The sequence below is a fragment of the Leucobacter sp. NPDC058333 genome (assembly GCF_042726155.1).
In the GTDB taxonomy this organism is placed as follows: Bacteria; Actinomycetota; Actinomycetes; order Actinomycetales; family Microbacteriaceae; genus Leucobacter.
Map to the genome: position 1 here is coordinate 1,386,381 of NZ_JBHXHV010000001.1, position 18,735 is coordinate 1,405,115.

The 18,735-nt window shown below is 64.9% G+C and carries 16 protein-coding genes; all 16 read left to right on the forward strand.

Annotation, left to right across the window (positions count from 1 at the left end):
* The first annotated feature begins 10 nt into the window (after window positions 1-10).
* The 16 genes from ACFWHR_RS06535 (at window position 11) to ACFWHR_RS06610 (ending at window position 18,710) form a co-directional block, all read left to right on the forward strand.
* Window positions 11-601 carry a hypothetical protein gene (locus ACFWHR_RS06535; protein WP_382447457.1) on the forward strand — a complete coding sequence of 197 codons (591 nt, stop codon included), beginning with the start codon at window positions 11-13 and terminating at the stop codon, window positions 599-601.
* Complete coding sequence (locus tag ACFWHR_RS06540) at window positions 598-2,493, forward strand: YhgE/Pip family protein (RefSeq protein WP_382447458.1); 1,896 nt, start codon at window positions 598-600, stop codon at window positions 2,491-2,493. Before ACFWHR_RS06535 ends, ACFWHR_RS06540 begins: the two co-directional genes overlap by 4 nt.
* Before the next feature lie 78 nt (window positions 2,494-2,571).
* Window positions 2,572-3,261: a GntR family transcriptional regulator gene (locus ACFWHR_RS06545; protein ID WP_382447459.1), complete on the forward strand. Its 690-nt coding sequence runs from the start codon at window positions 2,572-2,574 to the stop codon at window positions 3,259-3,261.
* Window positions 3,258-4,820 (forward strand): MmgE/PrpD family protein, encoded by a 1,563-nt coding sequence (locus ACFWHR_RS06550; protein WP_382447460.1) that lies wholly within the window; start codon window positions 3,258-3,260, stop codon window positions 4,818-4,820. Before ACFWHR_RS06545 ends, ACFWHR_RS06550 begins: the two co-directional genes overlap by 4 nt.
* Window positions 4,820-5,719 carry a methylisocitrate lyase gene (prpB, locus tag ACFWHR_RS06555; protein ID WP_382447461.1) on the forward strand — a complete coding sequence of 300 codons (900 nt, stop codon included), beginning with the start codon at window positions 4,820-4,822 and terminating at the stop codon, window positions 5,717-5,719. The genes ACFWHR_RS06550 and prpB overlap by 1 nt, the downstream gene beginning before the upstream one ends.
* A gap of 211 nt (window positions 5,720-5,930) precedes the next feature.
* Window positions 5,931-7,067, forward strand: coding sequence for a bifunctional 2-methylcitrate synthase/citrate synthase (locus ACFWHR_RS06560; protein ID WP_382447462.1), 1,137 nt, complete (start codon window positions 5,931-5,933; stop codon window positions 7,065-7,067).
* 62 nt (window positions 7,068-7,129) lie between these two features.
* A complete protein-coding gene (locus ACFWHR_RS06565; RefSeq protein ID WP_382447463.1) occupies window positions 7,130-7,906 on the forward strand; it encodes an enoyl-CoA hydratase in 777 nt (258 codons plus the stop codon).
* Between the two features lie 129 nt (window positions 7,907-8,035).
* On the forward strand, window positions 8,036-9,097 hold the full coding sequence (gene argC / locus ACFWHR_RS06570) for an N-acetyl-gamma-glutamyl-phosphate reductase (protein ID WP_382447464.1): 1,062 nt from the start codon (window positions 8,036-8,038) through the stop codon (window positions 9,095-9,097).
* Window positions 9,094-10,251, forward strand: a complete 1,158-nt coding sequence (argJ, locus tag ACFWHR_RS06575) for a bifunctional glutamate N-acetyltransferase/amino-acid acetyltransferase ArgJ (protein WP_382447465.1) — start codon at window positions 9,094-9,096, stop codon at window positions 10,249-10,251. Before argC ends, argJ begins: the two co-directional genes overlap by 4 nt.
* Window positions 10,252-10,258: 7 nt before the next feature.
* On the forward strand, window positions 10,259-11,161 hold the full coding sequence (gene argB / locus ACFWHR_RS06580; protein WP_382447466.1) for an acetylglutamate kinase: 903 nt from the start codon (window positions 10,259-10,261) through the stop codon (window positions 11,159-11,161).
* 29 nt (window positions 11,162-11,190) lie between these two features.
* Window positions 11,191-11,667, forward strand: coding sequence for a prepilin peptidase (locus ACFWHR_RS06585; protein WP_382447467.1), 477 nt, complete (start codon window positions 11,191-11,193; stop codon window positions 11,665-11,667).
* Between the two features lie 149 nt (window positions 11,668-11,816).
* On the forward strand, window positions 11,817-13,148 hold the full coding sequence (locus tag ACFWHR_RS06590) for an ABC transporter substrate-binding protein (RefSeq protein ID WP_382447468.1): 1,332 nt from the start codon (window positions 11,817-11,819) through the stop codon (window positions 13,146-13,148).
* 6 nt (window positions 13,149-13,154) lie between these two features.
* A complete protein-coding gene (locus ACFWHR_RS06595) occupies window positions 13,155-14,504 on the forward strand; it encodes an ABC transporter permease subunit (RefSeq protein WP_382447469.1) in 1,350 nt (449 codons plus the stop codon).
* Window positions 14,501-15,448 carry a carbohydrate ABC transporter permease gene (locus ACFWHR_RS06600; RefSeq protein WP_382447470.1) on the forward strand — a complete coding sequence of 316 codons (948 nt, stop codon included), beginning with the start codon at window positions 14,501-14,503 and terminating at the stop codon, window positions 15,446-15,448. The genes ACFWHR_RS06595 and ACFWHR_RS06600 overlap by 4 nt, the downstream gene beginning before the upstream one ends.
* Before the next feature lie 20 nt (window positions 15,449-15,468).
* Window positions 15,469-16,173 (forward strand): HAD family hydrolase, encoded by a 705-nt coding sequence (locus ACFWHR_RS06605; protein ID WP_382447471.1) that lies wholly within the window; start codon window positions 15,469-15,471, stop codon window positions 16,171-16,173.
* Window positions 16,170-18,710, forward strand: a complete 2,541-nt coding sequence (locus ACFWHR_RS06610) for a glycoside hydrolase family 65 protein (protein ID WP_382447472.1) — start codon at window positions 16,170-16,172, stop codon at window positions 18,708-18,710. Before ACFWHR_RS06605 ends, ACFWHR_RS06610 begins: the two co-directional genes overlap by 4 nt.
* The last annotated feature ends 25 nt before the right edge of the window (window positions 18,711-18,735 follow it).

Genomic DNA, 18,735 nt, shown 5'->3' on the forward strand with positions numbered 1-18,735 from the left:
CGACGTGACGATGACCTCAGGCACAGCCGTGTTCGTCGAAGCAGAAACGGCGCAGCGACCGACTGTGCTCGGTTTGATCGTCTCGGGGCGGATGAAGCCCGATAGCGGCGAAGTTTCCATCGACGACGCCCCCGACGCGAAGGCTCTGAGGCGCCGCATTGCGCTCGTCGACGCACCCGACGTGAGTGAACCCCACAGCGATGTTCTGCTCGCCGACGTCGTCGCCGAGGAGCTGATGTTCGCGGGCAAATTCGGCGGCCCGGTCGCCGTACGCCGCGAACTCGAACGGCTCGAACTGCGGCAGCATGCCCGCCTGCCCATCGGCGACCTTGCGCCGGGCGCGCGCGTGCGAGCTCTTTGTGAGCTCGCACTACAGCGACCAGAGGTCGAAGGAATCGTGCTCGTCTCGCCCGACCGACACGGCGGCGATCCAGAGGAGTGGTGGAGTATCGCGTGTTCACTGGCAGACACCGGGGCAGCCGTGCTCGTCATCGCGGGCCGCGCCGCACGTGCCGCGATCGACGCGCACCCAGAGGGTTGGGGTACGGGGGAAGTGATGCCGCTGCGTGAGCACGCGGCGGACGGAGTGAGTGAAGCGTGAAGATCCCGCAGATGATTCGGGCCGAATTCGCGCGCCTGTGGGCGACGAAAATGGCGAGACTCGCGTTCGTCGCGCTGATGTGCGTGCCGCTGCTGTATGGCGGGCTCTACCTCTGGGCGAACCAGGATCCGTACGCGAAGCTTGACCAGGTGCCGGTCGCCCTCGTGGTGGCCGACGCGGGCGTTGAGCAGGGCGACGACGTGCGGGTGATTGGTGACGAAGTCGCCGACAATCTCGTCGAAGACGGCAGTTTTGACTGGCATCGCGTGAGTGCGGCGGACGCGGAGCGCGGCATCAAAAACGGCGTCTACGACTTCACGGTCACGCTGCCGAAGGACTTTTCTGAGGCTCTGCAATCGTCTCAGACCGATGATCCGCACCGCGCTGATGTTGTGCTCACGACGAACGATGCGACGAGCTATCTCGCGACGACCATCGGCGAGCAGGCCGTGCAGCGCATTCAAAAGCAGATCGTGCAGTCGGTCAATAAAGAGGCCGCGAAGTCACTGCTCGACGGCATCGCCGAGATTCGTGGTTCGCTCGTCGAGGCCCGCGACGGTGCGTCCGAGCTCACCGACGGTGCCGCTACCGCGCGCGACGGCGCGGGCAAGTTGCACGACGGCACGAAGACGGCAAAGGATGGCTCCGGCGAGCTGTCGGCCGGGCTTGCGCAGCTTCGGGACGCAACCGCAACACTGCCCGAGAGCACCGAGACGCTCGCGGGCGGCGCCGCGCAGGTCGCGGCGGGCAATGCCACCGTCGCTCAGTACGGTCGCGACGCGGCGGGCCTGAGTCAACAGGCGGTCGACGCGCTCGCCGCAGATCGCGCGCAGATCCTGCAGGATCTGCAGAACGCGAATGTCGATCCGGCCGTCATCGACCGGGTGACCGCGGCGATGGATCGCGTCGGCGGCGACCTCACTGATGCCAATACGCGCGTCCAGGGAGCGAGCGACCAGCTCGATACTCTCGCGAGCGGCGCTCAGCAGGTCGCCGACGGATCGCGTCAGCTTGCAGACGCTACGCCTCAGTTGGCAAACGGAATCGCCACTGCCGCTGACGGTTCAGCAGCGCTCGATGACGGGCTCGCGCAGCTCGTCACGGGAAGCGGGGAGCTTGAAACCGGGCTCGGCACACTCACCGACGGCGCTGCCCAGTTGCGCGACGGGCTCGCCGACGGTGTGAAGAAGCTTCCGAATAGTTCTGCTGACCTGCGAGCGGACCAGGCCAAGAACATCTCGAAGCCGGTGGATGTACAGACGAGTCGAGTGACCTCGGCCGGAAGCTACGGTGCCGGTCTCGCACCGTTCTTCATGAGCCTTGCGGCTTGGATCGGCATTTACGCGCTCTTCCTGATCTTGAAGCCGGTGTCGCGCAGGGCCGTCACGGCGCTGCACACGCCGCTGCGCGTGACGCTTGCCGGGTGGGCAACGCCGGCGCTGCTCGGTGCGGCGCAGATGCTCGCGCTATTTGCGATTGTGGCTTTCGCACTGCGGTTCGATTTTGCCCATCCACTGGCGGCATACGGCACAATCGCGCTCGCCTCGGCGACATTCGCGGCAATCATTCTTGCCCTGAATGTCTGGCTCGGGAGCGTCGGGCAGTTCTTGGGCCTCGTGTTGATGGTGGTGCAGCTCGTCACAGCGGGTGGCACTTTCCCGTGGCAGACTCTGCCGTCGCCACTCGCAACGCTGCACCACTTCCTGCCGATGTCGTTCGCGGTCGACGGACTGCGACAGCTGATGTACGGGGGAGATCTCTCTGATGCGGCAAGTCAGGCGCTCAAGCTCGTGCTCGTACTGATCATCGCTGTGCTCGTCGCTGCCCTCGGCGTGGCGAAGACAATGCGGTCGCGAACGCTCAAGGATCTGCAACCGAGTCTGATTGGGTAGCTCGTTCAAACGTATACATTGGGGCTAACATCTGCGATTTTCCTTGCAAATTTCTCCCCTGATGTATACGTTTGAGGCATGATCGAGCGACGCGGGGGAGCCCGAGCGAGCGACCGCGCATATGAAGTTCTGATCTCTCAGATTCAGTCTGGCGAGCTGCCTCCCGGGGCCGTCATCGGCGAGGTAGACCAGGCCGAACGCCTCGGTATTAGCCGCACACCAATGCGAGAGGCAATCGGTCGTCTGGTCGCCGACGGGCTCGTGCGGCAGCAGTCGGCACGCGTGCTCGTGGTTTCAGGCTTCGACGTCGCTGATATTCGAGCACTCTTCGAGACCCGACGCGCGCTCGAAGAGATGGCTGCGCGGCTCGCGGCACAGCGCGGCGATCGCGCGGTCTTCACGGAGATCGCGGATGACTTCGAACGTTCACGCCCAGAAATGGGCGGCGAAAGCACCGACGCGTACTACGCCCTCATCGCGGGCTTCGATGCCGCAGTTGACTCCGCCGTCGCGAATGTCTATCTCAGTCAGGCGCTGCGCCCCGTGCGCAGCCATCTCGTGCGTGCGCGTCAGCTCGCGCGCGACAACAGCGAACGTCTGCGGGCTTCTGCGGCCGAGCACGGGTTGATCGCGCGAGCTATTGCCGAGGGTGATGCCGACCTGGCCGCACACGCCACCCACGTCCATCTACACCGAGCGCTCGCGGCGATCCTCGCCTCGATTGCTGACTCGAGCGCATCCGATTCACCACAGAAAGGTCGATCATGACCGTCACCCACCACGTTCGCGTGCACCGCAGCAATGAAGCGCTGCCGCGCGAGGAGCAGCTCGCCTGGAAGATCGCGGAGGTTGCAGCAGACCCTGTGACTGTCGACGCAGAGGTCGCCGAGATGATCATCAACCGCGTCATCGACAACGCCGCAGTCGCCGCAGCATCGCTCACGCGCGCTCCGATCGTTGCGGCTCGCGCTCAGGCGCTCGCACACCCCGTCTCTACCGGTGGCAGCGGCAGCTCGATCTTCGGCTTACCGAGCACTGGGGTGGACAGCCCGGAGCTGACCAGCCCGGAGTGGGCGGCGTGGGCCAACGGCGTAGCCGTGCGTGAGCTCGATTACCACGACACGTTTCTCGCGGCCGAGTACTCGCACCCGGGAGACAACATTCCGCCGATTCTCGCGGTCGCTCAGCACGTCGGTGCCGACGGTCTTGCCCTGATGCGCAGCATCGCGACGGGGTATGAGATTCAGATGGATCTCGTGCGGGCGATCTGCCTGCACCGCCACAAGATCGATCACGTCGCGCATCTTGGACCCTCGGCGGCCGCGGGTATCGGGACTCTGCTCGGGCTCGACGTCGCGACCATCGCGCAGGCGGTCGCGCAGGCCCTGCACACGACCACCGCGACCAGGCAAAGTCGCAAGGGTGAAATTTCGACCTGGAAGGCCCACGCTCCTGCGTTCGCGGGAAAGATGGCGGTCGAGGCCGTCGACCGAGCCATGCGCGGTCAAACTTCACCCGCGCCGATTTACGAAGGCGAAGATGGTGTGATCGCCTGGCTTCTCGACGGGCCGGAGGCTGCCTACGAGGTGCCGCTTCCGGCACCGGGTGAAGCCAAACGCGCGATCCTCGACAGCTACACGAAGGAGCACTCCGCCGAGTACCAGGCGCAGGCGTGGGTCGATCTGGCGCGCAAGCTGCACGGGGTACGCCCCGAGCTTGCGAACCCCGCGAACGTCGCCTCGATCGTGCTGCACACGAGCCATCACACGCACAACGTGATCGGCTCGGGAGCAAATGACCCGCAGAAGTACGATCCGACCGCCTCGCGCGAGACGCTCGACCACTCGATCCCGTATATCTTTGCGGTCGCGTTGCAAGACGGGGGCTGGCACCACGTTGACTCGTACACGCCGTCGCGCGCTGGTCGCCCCGACACCGTCGAGCTGTGGCACAAGATCACGACCGCGGAAGATCCGGAGTGGACGCGGCGATACCACTCGGAAGATCCTGATGAGAAGGCGTTTGGCGGCCGGGTAGAGATCACCCTCACTGACGGCAGCACGCTCGTCGATGAGATCGCCGTGGCCGATGCGCATCCGCTCGGAGCGCGGCCGTTCGCGCGTGCGGACTACATCGCGAAGTTCCGGTTGCTCGCCGAGCCCGTGCTCGATCCCGCCGAGATCGAGCGTTTCTTGGCGCTCGTGCAGCGCCTGCCAGAACTCTCTGCCGACGAGGTGCGAGAGCTCAACATCGTGGCGCGATCCGGCGTGATCGACCTCGCCGCCGAACGCGGCGGCGACCTCGTTTCTTCGAAGGGACTGTTCTGATGCTGTATGCACACACCCCAGCACATGAAAAGCGCCGACTCTTCCGTGAGCGGCTGGCGAGCGGTGAACTGTTGCGATTCCCGGGCGCATTCAACCCGCTTTCGGCGCGGCTGATTGAGCAGAAGGGCTTCGACGGCGTCTACATTTCGGGAGCCGTGCTGTCGGCGGACCTCGGCCTGCCCGACATTGGCCTCACGACGCTCACCGAGGTCGCTGGTCGCGCCCAGCAGATTGCGCGCATGACCGAACTTCCGGCAATCGTTGACGCCGACACCGGCTTTGGCGAGCCTATGAACGTTGCGCGCACCATTCAGACGCTCGAGGATGCCGGGCTCGCGGGCGCGCACATCGAAGATCAAATCAACCCCAAGCGCTGCGGGCACCTCGACGGCAAGGCGGTGGTCGACGAGAGCACCGCGATCAAGCGCGTTCGTGCCGCGGCCGACGCGCGCCGAGACCCGAACTTCTTGATTATGGCGCGAACCGACATTCGCGCGGTCGAAGGTCTCGATGCGGCGATTGACCGTGCGAAGGCGCTCGTTGATGCGGGCGCCGACGCGATCTTCCCGGAGGCCATGCGCACGCTCGAAGAATTCGCCGCGATGCGCGCGGTCCTCGACGTGCCGATCCTCGCGAACATGACGGAGTTCGGAAAGAGCGACCTGTTCACGACGCAGCAGCTCGCCGATGTCGGCGTGAACATCGTCATCTGGCCGGTGTCGATGCTGCGGATCGCGATGGGTGCGACCGGCCGCGCCCTAGACGAGCTGCTCAGCGAGGGGCACCTCACGGGCAAACTCGATGAGATGCAGCACCGCGCAGACCTGTACGAACTGGTCGACTACGAGGCATACAACCGCTTCGACACGAGCGTCTTCAACTTCAAGGTAGAGCGCTAACTGGCGACTGCTGGCCACTGCTCACCACCGCTGCTGCTCGAGAGTACTGAAAGTGTCGTTACACGCGCGTATAACGACCATTTGTGTACGTTGCGACCTGCGGAGCTGAGTCCGTGGAGCTGAGCCCGCGGAGCCGGCGCGGTTGCAAGAGAGAGTAAGTTCGAAGCGAGGCGTCTCACGGGCCTCACCACACCGCAAAGGAGCGCACCATATGGACCAGGAGATCAAGAAGGGCCTCGCCGGAGTGGTTGTCGACACAACGGCAATCTCAAAGGTGAACCCCGACACGAACAGCCTGCTCTACCGGGGGTATCCCGTTCAGCAACTCGCCGCCACGCAGCCGTTTGAGGCTGTCGCGTACCTGCTCTGGAACGGCGAACTGCCGAGCGAGGGCGAGCTGGCGCAACTGCGCGCGACCGAGCGCGAGCATCGCGCACTCGCCGCACCGGTTCGCGCCTCGATCGATCTGTTGCCACTCGATGCCCATCCGATGGATGTTGTGCGCACGGCTGTCAGCGTGCTCGGTGCCACAGACCTTGCGGGCGGGGGATCGGTGCTCGACGCGTCCGGTAGCCCAGAAGAGAATCTTGCGCGTTCGGTCCGGCTTTTTGCTGCACTCCCCGCGATCGTGGCGTACGGCCAGCGCCGCACGCGCGGTGAATCGCTGGTCGAGCCTCGCGACGATCTTGACTATTCGGCTAACTTCCTCTGGATGACCTTCGGAACAGAGGCCGACCCGGTCGTCGTCGATGCGTTCAACCGCTCGATGATTCTGTACGCGGAGCACTCGTTCAACGCTTCGACGTTTACGGCCCGCGTGATCACCTCCACCCTCTCCGATCTGTATTCGGCAGTCGTCGGGGCGATCGGCGCGCTCAAGGGCCCGCTGCACGGCGGCGCGAATGAGGCCGTGATGCACATTTTCGACGAGATCGGTGACGCTGAACACGTCGTCCCATGGCTCGACGAAGCGCTGGCGACCAAGCGCAAAATTATGGGCTTCGGGCACCGCGTGTATAAGAGTGGCGACTCACGAGTCCCCACGATGCGGGCGGCACTCGACACGCTCGTTGAACACTATGACCGGCCCGACCTGGCAGAGCTGTACGACGCCCTCGAGCGCGAGTTCGTAGAGCGAAAGGGGATCCACCCGAACCTCGACTACCCCTCGGGCCCGGCCTACCACCTCATAGGATTCGACACTTTGACGTTTACGCCGCTGTTTATCGCCTCGCGGGTGACCGGGTGGACCGCCCACATCATGGAGCAGGGCGCCGCGAACGCCCTGATCCGCCCGCTCTCCGCATACAACGGACCCGACGAACGCGCGGTTCCCGAGTCGAACTGACAGCACCCAGCACCCCGCACGTCGCCACGCCACACCCTGTTGAACCCACCGAAAGGACCGAGATGCCCGAGTACACCTCCATCATCGCCGAGACGCAGGGTCGCGTCGCCACCATCACCCTGCACCGCCCAGAGGCGCTGAACGCGCTCAACGGCACTCTCGTGCGCGAACTCATCGAGGCCGTGCAGGGCTTTGATGAAGACCCGGGTATCGGCGCCATCGTGCTCACGGGCTCAGCAAAGGCATTCGCAGCGGGCGCCGATATCAAGGAGATGGCGGATCTCGGCTACGCCGAAATGTACCTCGGTGGCCCGTTTCCCGGCTGGGGCGGGTTTGAACGTACCCGCACTCCGCTGATCGCAGCGGTCGCGGGTTTCGCGCTCGGCGGTGGCTGCGAGCTCGCGATGATGTGCGACATCATCCTGGCAGCGGACACGGCGAAGTTTGGCCAGCCCGAGATCAACCTCGGCGTGCTGCCCGGCTTTGGCGGATCGCAGCGTTTGCCCCGCGCAATCGGTAAATACAAGGCCGCTGAGATGGTGCTCACTGGTCGCACGATGGGCGCAGAGGAGGCCGAGCGGTCGGGTCTCGTGTCGCGCGTGGTGCCCGCGGACGACCTGCTCGCTGAGGCCGCACAGGTCGCTGAGACGATCGCGTCGCGATCGCTCGTTGCCGTATACGCCGCGAAAGACGCGCTGCAGGCTGCGCAAGAGATGCCGCTCTCGGAGGGGCTCCGTTTCGAGCGCCAAGCGTTCGCTGCTGCGTTCTCGACTGAAGATCAGAAAGAGGGGATGCGCGCGTTCACCGAGAAGCGCACCCCGAACTTCACGAACCGATAGTGGTCGCCCGCTTCGCTCACAACGACGTCATCACCGAGTTCACCCGTGCCCGGCGGCGGGCTGAGCGGGTCGCGAGTGGTTGAATAGGTGTGTGCGTGCGGCGAGGCGGCGGCGCCGGAGAGGAAGACGATGACTTACAGCGTCGCGGTAGCGGGAGCGAGTGGATACGCGGGCGGCGAGCTGCTGCGTCTGCTCAGCGCACACCCCGACTTCGAAATTCGAACCGTCACGGGTCACTCCTCCGCTGGCCAACCTCTGATTGACTCGCAGCCGCACTTGCGATCGCTTTCGCATCTCACGCTTCGCGAGACGACGCCTGAGGTGCTCGATGGCCACGACGTCGTGTTTTTTGCACTGCCCCACGGCGCCTCAGGGGCGCTCACCGCGCAGCTCACGAATGTGCGGCTCGCGGTCGACTGCGGCGCCGATCACCGACTTGTCAGCTCCGACGATTGGGCCGCTTTTTACGGTGGCGAGCACCATGAGCCGTGGACGTATGGCGTGCCCGAACTCCTTGTAAAGCGCGCGGACGGCACTGATGGCCGCCAGCGGGAGGCGCTCATCGGGGCGACCCGGATCGCGGCACCCGGGTGCAACGCATCGACCGTCGCGCTGTCACTCGCTCCGGGCATCGCCGCCGGTGTGATCGAAGCGCAAGATATCGTGACCGTGCTCGCGGTCGGCCCCTCGGGGGCGGGCAAAGCCGCGAAGACACACCTGCTGGGTGCGGAACTCATGGGAACAGCGAACCCGTACGCCGTCGGCGGCAGCCACCGCCACATCCCCGAGATTCAACAGGCCGTGAGAGGCGCCGGGGCAAGTGGCGCCCCCACGATCAGCTTCACGCCCGTGCTCGTACCGATGAGCCGCGGCATCCTGGCCACCACGACGGCGCGCATCGCGCCCGGGGTCAGCGCCGCCCAGGTGCGCGCGGCTTGGGAGCAGGCGTACAGCGAAGAAACGTTCGTGCACCTCCTCCCTGAGGGCGCGCTTCCGCGCTCGGCCGACACGCTCGGTGCAAACACCTGCCTCATGAGCGTGGTCGTCGACGAAGCCGCGGGCCGCGCCGTCATCGTTGCTGCGCTCGACAACCTCGCCAAGGGCACCGCGGGTGCCGCGATCCAATCGGCAAACATTGCCCTCGGCCTCCCAGAGGCCACCGGCCTTTCCGTGAATGGAGTTGCACCGTGACCGTTACCGCACCGCAGGGGTTCCGCTCCGCAGGCATCGCCGTCGGGCTGAAAAGCACCGGCAAACCTGACCTCGCCCTGGTCGTCAACGATGGACCTCAGCGCGCCAGCGCGGTGGTCTTCACGACGAATCGAGCCCAGGCCAACCCGATCCTCTGGAGCCGCAAGTCAGCGCAGGGCGGCCCAGCTCACGCCATCGTGCTGAATTCGGGCGGCGCAAACTGCTTCACCGGCGACTTTGGGTACGAAACCACGCGGCTGACGGCCGAGGCCGTCGCGAGCGCTATCGGCTCCGACGATGCCGAGCGCATCCTCGTCTGCTCCACCGGCCTCATCGGAACGGGCGATCAAGTCTTCCGCGAGAAAATCGTCGGCAACGTGCCGGCGCTCGCAGCCGCGCTCGCCGCAGACGATACCTCGGCGGCCGCGGCGATCCTCACCACAGATTCGGTCGAGAAGACCGCGGTCCACGCGGGGGAGGGCTGGACAATCGGCGCGATCGCAAAGGGTGCCGGCATGCTCGCGCCCGGCCTTGCGACGATGCTCGTCGTCATCACGACCGATGCGCTGCTCGACAGCGATGCCCTCGACAGTGCTCTGCGCGGCGCGACATCGCTGAGTTTCGACCGCCTCGACTCTGATGGCTGCATGTCGACGAACGATCAGGTGACGTTGCTCGCGAGCGGCGCATCGGGAGTGACCCCCGATGAGGCCGTTTTCGCGGCCGCCCTCGCCGAGGTGTGCGACAGCCTCGCGGGCCAGCTGCAGGCTGACGCCGAGGGGTCGAGCCACGACATTGATATCGAGGTACGCGGTGCAGCGTCTGCAGCAGACGCGGTCGAGGTCGGCCGTTCGGTCGCCCGCAATAACCTCTTCAAAGCAGCGATCTTTGGCAACGATCCAAACTGGGGCCGTGTGCTCGCGGCCATTGGCACCACCGAGGCCGCCTTCGACCCGTACAGTGTCGACGTGTCGTTTAACGGTGTGCGACTCTGTCACGCCGGCGCACCTGACCGGCCGGTCGACGAGTGCGATCTCACACCGCGCCGCACACACGTTGCGATCGAGTTGTTTGCCGGCGAGCATTCCGCGACGATTCGCACGAACGACCTCACGCACGAGTACGTGCATGAGAACAGCGCCTACTCAAGCTAGGGAACAGATGTCGACGACGAAGCAGACCCTCGACCATGAGCAGGCCGCCGCGCGCGCCGAGGTGCTCATTGGTTCGCTGCCGTGGCTGAAGAAATTTCGCAACGCCATCATGGTGATCAAGTTCGGTGGCAACGCGATGGTCGACGATCGGCTGCTCGCGGCGTTCGCCGAAGACATCGTGTATTTGCGTCACACCGGCATTCGGCCGGTTGTCGTGCACGGTGGAGGCCCGCAGATTAATGCGATGCTCGGGCGCCTCGGCATCGAGAGCGAGTTCCGCGGCGGCTACCGCGTGACCACCCCCGAGACCATGGACGTCGTCCGTATGGTGCTCACCGGCAAGGTGAATCCAGAGCTCGTTGACGAGATCAACGCGCATGGCCCGTTAGCTGCGGGTACAACGGGCGAGGACGCTGGCCTGTTTGTCGGGCGCCGCCGGCCTCCCATCGAGATTGACGGTGAAACCGTAGATCTGGGTCTCGTCGGAGACGTGGTCGAGGTTCGCGTTGCGCCCGTGCTGGCGCTGCTCGACGCTGGGCTTATCCCGGTCGTCTCGTCGATTGCACCCGATGTGGATCGGCCGGGCGACTCGCTCAATGTGAACGCCGACGCGGCCGCAAGCGCGCTCGCGAGTGCGCTTGGTGCTGAGAAGCTTGTGATTCTGACGGATGTCGCGGGGCTCTACGCGGACTGGCCGAATCGCGATTCGCTCGTATCCTCTATTAGCGCTGGCGAGCTCGAAGAACTGCTGCCGAGCCTGGAGTCTGGCATGATCCCGAAGATGCACGCGTGTCTTGATGCCGTGCGCGGCGGCGTCTCGAAGGCGGCCATCATCGACGGTCGGGAACCGCACTCGGTGTTACTTGAGATCTTCACCGAACGCGGCATCGGCACCGAGGTCACCCCGTAATCGCTGCTCTACTCGCGATCGCGGGGCTCGTGAGCTTCGCCGCGTGGTCAATCGCACTCTCGGTAACTGATCTGCGTTCGCGTCGGCTGTCCAACCGGATGCTGATCGCAGCGACCGCCTCCACCCTGCCGCTGCTCGCGGCCAGTGGATTCGCGATGCTGTTCGCGGGGGAGTCTCCGCAGTGGATTGCGGGGGAGCGGATACCCGCCCGCCCGCTGCTCGACTCGCTGGGCGTTGCGAGCGCCTTCGGGATCGGCTTCGCCCTGCTCTGGAAGTGGTTCCCCGTCGGCCTCGGAGGCGGAGACGTGAAGCTCGCGCCGCTCGCCGGTGCGGCCATTGGGTTCGCGGGCGGCTGGTGGGCCGCGCTATTCGGACTCGTCATTGCGTTCGGTGCCGCAGCAGCCTGGGGGCTGGCGATCCGGAATCGACGGCACCCCCATCGCCGCACGGTCCCATTCGCACCGTGTCTGCTGAGCGGCGCTTGGATGGCGATCCTAGTTCTGTAGTGCCTATGGGGTTACGGGCGCAACCCCTGTTGATTTCCGACGTGAATCGGTAGGGTGAAATCGGAGGCATCCTCGCGTGATGCGCACTGGTGCGCTCCCCGGGGTGAGAGGTGCTCGCTCCGGTATCGGATCGGTTGGACGGAGTCCAGATGCACACCACACGATTCACGCGATCTCGGGTCGCGCGCGCCACGACCGGCCTCGCTGCCGCAGCACTGCTGCTGACGGCCTGCGCGGGGGGCGGCTCGGAGAGCGGCGGCGAGAGCAGCGACGCTCCTGCCGGCGACAAGTTCGCAGGAAAATCGCTCACGGTAGCGGCCGCCTGGTCGGGCGCCGAACAAAAGAACTTCGAAGCGGTGCTTGCAGAGTTCGAGCGTCAGACCGGCGCCGACGTCTCGTACACGAGCTTCGGTGATAACGGCCCCACCTACATCAGTGGCCAGCTCGAGGGCGGTTCGCCGCCCAACGTCGCAGTGCTCGGGCAGCCCGCCCTGATGCAGTCGCTCGCCGCTGACGGCGATATCAAGCCCGTCACTGACGACGTGCAGCAGGCGGTCAGCGACAACTACTCGCAGGATTGGGTTGACCTCGGCACCGTCGACGACAAGCTGTACGGCGTGTGGTTCAAGGCGGCCAACAAGTCGACCGTCTGGTACAACGCTGACATTTACGACGAGGCCGGGGCCGAGGCTCCAGAAGACTGGGACGGTTTTCAGGACCAGCTTGGCCTGGTCACGGACTCGGGCTACGCGGGCATCTCCGTCGGAGCAGACGTTGGCTGGCCGCTGACCGACTGGTTCGAGAACGTCTACCTGCGCACCGCGGGCCCTGAGAAATACGACCAGCTCACCAAGCATGAGATTCCCTGGACCGATGATTCGGTGAAGGAGGCCCTCACGGTGCTCGGCGGGCTCTGGGGGAGCGACGTCGTGCAGCCCGGCGGTGACCAGCGTGACTTCCCCACGAGCGTGACCGAGGTATTCGGTTCCGATCCGCAGGCAGGTACGGTCTTCGAGGGTGACTTCGTCGCCGGCAACATCACCGCCGACGGCAACTCGAAGGTCGGCGAGAACGCACTGTTCTACGACTTCCCGTCGATCAATGATTCGGCTCCCGCCGTCGTTGGCGGCGGCGACGTTGCCGTGCAGTTCGATGACGACGAGGCAACTTCGGCGCTGATGGCGTACCTCGCTTCGCCCGAGGCCGCGGAGGTCTGGGTGCCGAACGGTGGTCTGACCTCGCCGAACACCGGTGTCGATACCAAGCTCTATCCAGATGACACGTCTCGGCAGATCGCCGAAGCGCTGACCGGTGCCGAGGATTTCCGCTTCGATATGTCAGATCTCGTGCCCAGCGCGTTCGGTGGCACCCCGGGCCAGGGCTTCTGGCAGGAAATGATCACGTTTTATCAGAACCCCGATGATGTCGATGGGGCGGCGAAACGTCTTGAAGCGGCAGCTGCAGCCGCATACGACGGGTAGCGGACGGTGACCCGCACGCAGACGGTCCCGATCGCGCTCCGCGGTGGCGGAGTGGCGCATCGGGGCCGGCTACGCAAGTGGCTGCTGGTGGGGTCGTTCCTCGGCCCCGCCCTCCTCGCCCTTGGCGCGCTCGTGGTGTACCCCATTGTGTACACCGTCATTCGGTCGCTCTTCGACCGCTCAGGCACCGCGTTCGTTGGCTGGGAAAATTACGTGACGATGTTCACGAACGACACCACGTTCACGGCGATCCGCAACAACCTCGTGTGGGTGATTGTGGCGCCGGTCACGGTGACCATCATCGGTCTGCTGCTCGCCGTGCTCGTCGACAAGATTGGCTGGAAGACGGCATTCAGGCTCATCGTCTTCATGCCGATGGCAATCTCGATGCTCGCTGCCGGCGTTATTTTTCGCGGAATGTTCCAGGAGAGCCCGCAGCTTGGCGTCGTGAACGCGGCAATTACAGGCGTGCAGAGCATCTTCTCTGACACCGCGAGCTATCCGGGCGCAAAGCCGCGCGAGGGCACCGGAATCGAAGTCGATCAGGGCATCATCGCTTCGACCGATGCTGTGCCGGCCGGTGGTACGCAGGACTTTCCGCTCATCGGAGTGAAGCGGACCGCGCTGCCCGAGGGTGCGCGAGACGCGACGACGGCGAAGGCCGCGAGCGACACCCAGATTACGGGCACCGTCTTTCTCGATGTGATTCGAGGCGGCGGTGGCACCGACGGCAAACTGGAGGACGGGAAGACCGGGCTCGAGGGCGTGCGGGTCGACGCCGTTGATATGGACGGCTCGATCCGCGGCTACGCGACGACCGGCGCCGGAGGCACGTATACGATCGACGGCCTGGAGGCCGGTGCTGACTACCGGGTCGCACTGCCCGCGTCGAACTTCGGCGATGGCGCAGCTGGCGTGTCATGGCTCAGCGCTTCGTGGATCAACGTTGTGGTGATTCTCGCGTACATCTGGATCTGGGCGGGCTTCGCGATGGTGATGATCGCATCGGGACTCTCGGCGATGGATCGCTCGTTGCTCGAAGCGGCACGCACTGACGGTGCAAGCGAGTGGCAGGTGTTCTCGAAGATCACGGCCCCCCTGCTCGCGCCCGTGCTACTGGTCGTCTTCGTCACACTGATCATCAATGTGCTGAAGATCTTTGACCTGGTGTACGTGATTCCGCCCGGCGCGTCGAAACCCGCGGCGAATGTGATCGCGGTCGAGATGTGGACGGTTTCGTTCGGGGGTGGCAATAATCAGGGTCTCGGATCGGCACTCGCGATTCTGCTGCTCATTCTTGTGCTGCCGTCAATGATCGTGAATGTACGTCGATTCCGAACGGAGCGTGGACGATGACCGTGCAGCTTGAAGACTCGCCGGCCGACGCGGCTGCGGTATCGGCCCCGCGTCCCGGCGGTACGAAACCGTCGGGGCCCGTGCGCCGCCGCAATCGAACGCTTGCGGCGCGCATTGCGAGCGCCGCAAGCAACGGCATCGTGCAGGCCGTGCTCGTGATCGTGGCGGTGTTCTGGCTCGTGCCGACCGTCGGGTTGCTGCTCACGTCCTTTCGCACGGCGGGCGATAACGCGTCGAGCGGGTGGTGGACGGTTCTCACCAAACCCGCGGAACTCACCCTCGAGAACTATGCCAACCTGCTCTCGAACCCGACCATCACGGGGTCGTTCTGGAACACGATCATCATTACGGTGCCGACGACGATTCTCGTAGTGGGAATCGGCGCGCTCGCGGCGTATGCGTTCGCGTGGATGCGCTTCCCGGGCCGAGACTGGTTGTTCATCGCGGTGATCGTGTTGCTCGCGGTGCCGCTGCAGGTGGCCCTAATTCCGCTCGCGCGGTTGTTCGGGGCAATGGGTATCTTCGGCAGTGTGGTCGGCGTGATCCTATTCCACACGGCGTTCGGGTTACCGTTCGCCATATTCCTGCTGCGGAATTTCTTCGCGCAGGTGCCAGAGGAACTCCTTGAGGCCGCACGGATCGACGGCGCGCGCGACTGGCTGATCTTTTTCAAGATCATGCTGCCGCTCGGGCTTCCCGCGATCGCCTCCCTCGCGATCTTCCAGTTCCTCTGGACGTGGAACGACATGCTTGTCGCGTTGATCTTCACGAATACGGACTCGCAGCCGCTGACCGTCGCGATCCAATCCCAGCTGAGGCAGTTCGGGGCCAATATCGACGTTCTTTCTGCGGGAGCCTTCCTGTCAATGATCGTTCCGCTGATAGTGTTTTTCGCATTCCAGCGGTATTTCGTACAGGCGCTGCTGGCTGGCTCGCAAAAGTAGGAACGGAAGGGGACTACCGGGTGATCGATCGGTATGACGCGTATCTCTTCGACCTTGACGGGGTGATCACGCCGACCGTCGAACTCCATAAACGGGCCTGGCAAGAGACATTCGATGCCTTCTTCGCATCCCGGGGGGAAGCGCCGTACGAGGATCGCGAGTACTTCGCGTTCCTCGACGGTCGCCCCCGGTTTGCGGGGGTGGCTGCACTGCTCAGCGGTCGCGGCATCACGCTGCCGGAGGGTGATGAACTCGACGATGGCTTCACCTCGGTGCGTGGACTCGGTAATCGCAAGAATGACGCGTTTGTCGAGGTGCTTGAGCGCGACGGCATCCAGGCGTATCCCGGTTCTCTGCTCCTGCTGGATCACCTCGCCTCGCGCGACGCCCCGCTCGCGGTGGTGTCGAGTTCACGCAATGCCGAACCGGTACTGCGAGCTGCGGGACTGCGTGACCGATTCCTTGCCGTTGTTGACGGCGAGGTCGCGCTGGCCGAGGGGTTGCCGGGCAAACCGGCCCCTGATACGTTCTTGCGCGCCGCCGCGCTGCTCGGCGTTGCCCCCGAGCAGGCTGTCGTGTTCGAAGACGCCGCATCCGGCGTCGCCGCCGGCCACGCCGGGCGCTTCGGACTTGTTGTCGGGGTCGATCGCGGCGCGGGCCGCGACGAACTGACCGCGGCGGGCGCAGACGTTGTCGTTACTGATCTTGAGGAGTTGCTCGCATGAGCCCAGAGTCATTCGAGGGCCCCCTCAAAGAACTGCGTCGCGACTTCGGCGACGACCCCTGGCGCCTCGTGCTGCGGGGCATCGACCCCGCGCTCTCCGGAGAAGACGAAACGGTACTCGCGCTGGGCAACGGTTATCTCGGGATGCGTGGTAACCACGAAGAGGGCCTGCCACTTGGGACCCACGGCACGTTCTTGAACGGCCTGCACGAAACCTGGCAGATTCGGCACGCGGAGAACGCGTACGGATTCGCAGAGCACGGACAAACGATCGTGAACGTGCCCGATGCGAAGACCATTCGCGTGTACGTCGACGATGAACGCCTCAATCTCGAGTCCTCCGACATTCTCGACGTGCGGCGCATTCTCGATCTGCAATCAGGCACCCTGACGCGCTCGCTGCTGTGGCTGACGCCGACGGGTAAGCGCGTTCGCGTGGAGACGCGACGCATGGTGTCGTTCGCGGCGCGCCATCTCGCGACCATCGAAATGCGCATCACCGTGCTCGATGCTGACGCCGATCTCACTGTCAGCAGTCTGATCGTCAATCGCCAAGATCTCGGGCGCGTTCACACCGAGACTCCCTCCGAAAGCAAGGGATCCTCCGACCCGCGCCAGGCTGAACAAATCACAGAGCGCGTTCTCGATCCCGGTGATTCCGTGCACGAGGGTGGCCGTTCGGTGCTGAGCTATCGCGTGCACGACTCGCGCATGGCGCTCGGCGTGGGCGTCGACCACGAATTCGACGGCGGCGACGGCGGCGAAGACGGTTGGAGTCACCGCGTCGACAAGTCGCAGGATCGAGTGCGACACGTGTACCAGGGCACGGCCAAAGAGGGGCGCACGGTGCACCTCGTGAAAACTGTGGCCTATCACTACTCGGCCACGGCGGTGCTTTCCGAGATGATAGACCGCTGTATTCACTCGCTGAACAGCGCGGCCACCGAACCGCGAGAGGCGCGCTGGGAAAAGCAGCGCGAGTACCTCGAAGCGTTCTGGGATCGGAGTGACGTGCGCGTCGACGCCGACCCGGGGGTGCAGCAGGCGATCCGATGGAATCTGTTCCAGGTCGCGCAGGCCTCGGCGCGCGCCGATGGCCGCGGCATCGCCGCGAAGGGGCTCACCGGCTCGGGGTACGGTGGGCACTATTTCTGGGACACCGAGATCTATGTGCTTCCGTTTCTTACTTACACCTCTCCGATGTGGGCGCGAAACGCGCTGCGCGCCCGCGAGCGCATGCTGCCGCAGGCGCGCATGCGCGCCTCGATGCTCAACGAAGACGGGGCGCTCTTTCCGTGGCGCACGATCAACGGCGAAGAAGCGAGCGCGTACTACGCGGCGGGTACTGCCGGGTATCACATCAACGCAGACATCACCTATGCGCTCGCCCGTTACGTCGCCGCGACGGGTGACCTTGAGTATGTGCTCTCGGGCGCGTCAGACATCGCAGTGGAGACGGCGAGGTTGTGGGCGAGTCTCGGGTTCTGGCGTCGCGACCCTGACGGCGTCGATCGCTTCCATATTCACGGCGTGACCGGGCCAGACGAGTACACGACCGTTGTGAACGACAATCTGTTCACGAATGTCATGGCGCGCTTCAATCTCCGTTTCGCCGTCGAGGTCGCGCGCAGACTCGCGGCTGAGGCTCCGGCCGAGTACGGCGTGCTCATTGATCGGCTCGGCGTCACGACGGATGAAATTGATGCGTGGGAGCGCGCCGCCGAGGGCATGGCGGTGCCATACTCACCCGATCTCGGCATTCACCCGCAAGATGCTCACTTCCTTGAGCGCGAGGTGTGGGACCTGGCGGCAACGCCGCCGGAGCAGAAGCCGCTGCTGTTGCACTTCCACCCGCTCGTGATCTATCGCTTCCAGGTCCTGAAACAGGCCGATGTCGTGCTTGCACTACTGCTCGCGAGCAACGAATTCGGGCTCGATCAGAAGCGCCGGGATTTTGACTATTACGACGCGCTCACGACGGGGGATTCGACCCTGTCGGCGGTGGTGCAATCGATCATCGCCGCAGAGGTCGGCTACCGAGAGCTGGCCTACCGTTACTTCGACCATGCGTTGCGGGTCGACCTCGACGACCTGCACGGCAACTCCGCGGATGGCGTGCACATCGCGTCGACCGGTGGTGTGTGGATGATGCTGGTGCAGGGTTTCGCCGGCATGCGCGATGCGGGGAGGCAGCTCACGTTCGACCCGCGTCTGCCTGACCACTGGGGCGCACTCGAGTTCCGGCTCGAGTGGCGCGGTCAGCGGTTCGAGGTGCGGCTCGAACGTGATCGCATACGCTTCGAAATGCTTGAGGGCGACGGTCCCGTCGTCGTCCGCGTGCGCGAGCATGATGTGCGCATCGTTCCGGGTGAACCGGTCGAGGTCGAGCTGGCCGACCAGGGTCCCGACCTCGGTACGTTCGCGGGTCTCTCCGCAGGCATGCTGCCGCGCGAGGGGGACACGGGTGTGGTGCCAGAGCTGTCGCTCGAGGTGCCCGTCGTCACGACCTCGATTCCAACGCGACCGTTCGACGGATAGAGCCGAACGCAGCGCGCCGAGCCGA

What these genes read in the sequence shown, in the direction of transcription:
- ACFWHR_RS06535 (WP_382447457.1), top strand. Translation starts at nt 11, where the DNA reads ATGACCTCAGGCACAGCCGTGTTCGTCGAAGCAGAAACGGCGCAGCGA.
- ACFWHR_RS06545 (WP_382447459.1), top strand. Translation starts at nt 2,572, where the DNA reads ATGATCGAGCGACGCGGGGGAGCCCGAGCGAGCGACCGCGCATATGAA.
- ACFWHR_RS06550 (WP_382447460.1), top strand. Translation starts at nt 3,258, where the DNA reads ATGACCGTCACCCACCACGTTCGCGTGCACCGCAGCAATGAAGCGCTG.
- prpB (WP_382447461.1), top strand. Translation starts at nt 4,820, where the DNA reads ATGCTGTATGCACACACCCCAGCACATGAAAAGCGCCGACTCTTCCGT.
- ACFWHR_RS06560 (WP_382447462.1), top strand. Translation starts at nt 5,931, where the DNA reads ATGGACCAGGAGATCAAGAAGGGCCTCGCCGGAGTGGTTGTCGACACA.
- ACFWHR_RS06565 (WP_382447463.1), top strand. Translation starts at nt 7,130, where the DNA reads ATGCCCGAGTACACCTCCATCATCGCCGAGACGCAGGGTCGCGTCGCC.
- argC (WP_382447464.1), top strand. Translation starts at nt 8,036, where the DNA reads ATGACTTACAGCGTCGCGGTAGCGGGAGCGAGTGGATACGCGGGCGGC.
- argB (WP_382447466.1), top strand. Translation starts at nt 10,259, where the DNA reads ATGTCGACGACGAAGCAGACCCTCGACCATGAGCAGGCCGCCGCGCGC.
- ACFWHR_RS06590 (WP_382447468.1), top strand. Translation starts at nt 11,817, where the DNA reads ATGCACACCACACGATTCACGCGATCTCGGGTCGCGCGCGCCACGACC.
- ACFWHR_RS06600 (WP_382447470.1), top strand. Translation starts at nt 14,501, where the DNA reads ATGACCGTGCAGCTTGAAGACTCGCCGGCCGACGCGGCTGCGGTATCG.
- ACFWHR_RS06610 (WP_382447472.1), top strand. Translation starts at nt 16,170, where the DNA reads ATGAGCCCAGAGTCATTCGAGGGCCCCCTCAAAGAACTGCGTCGCGAC.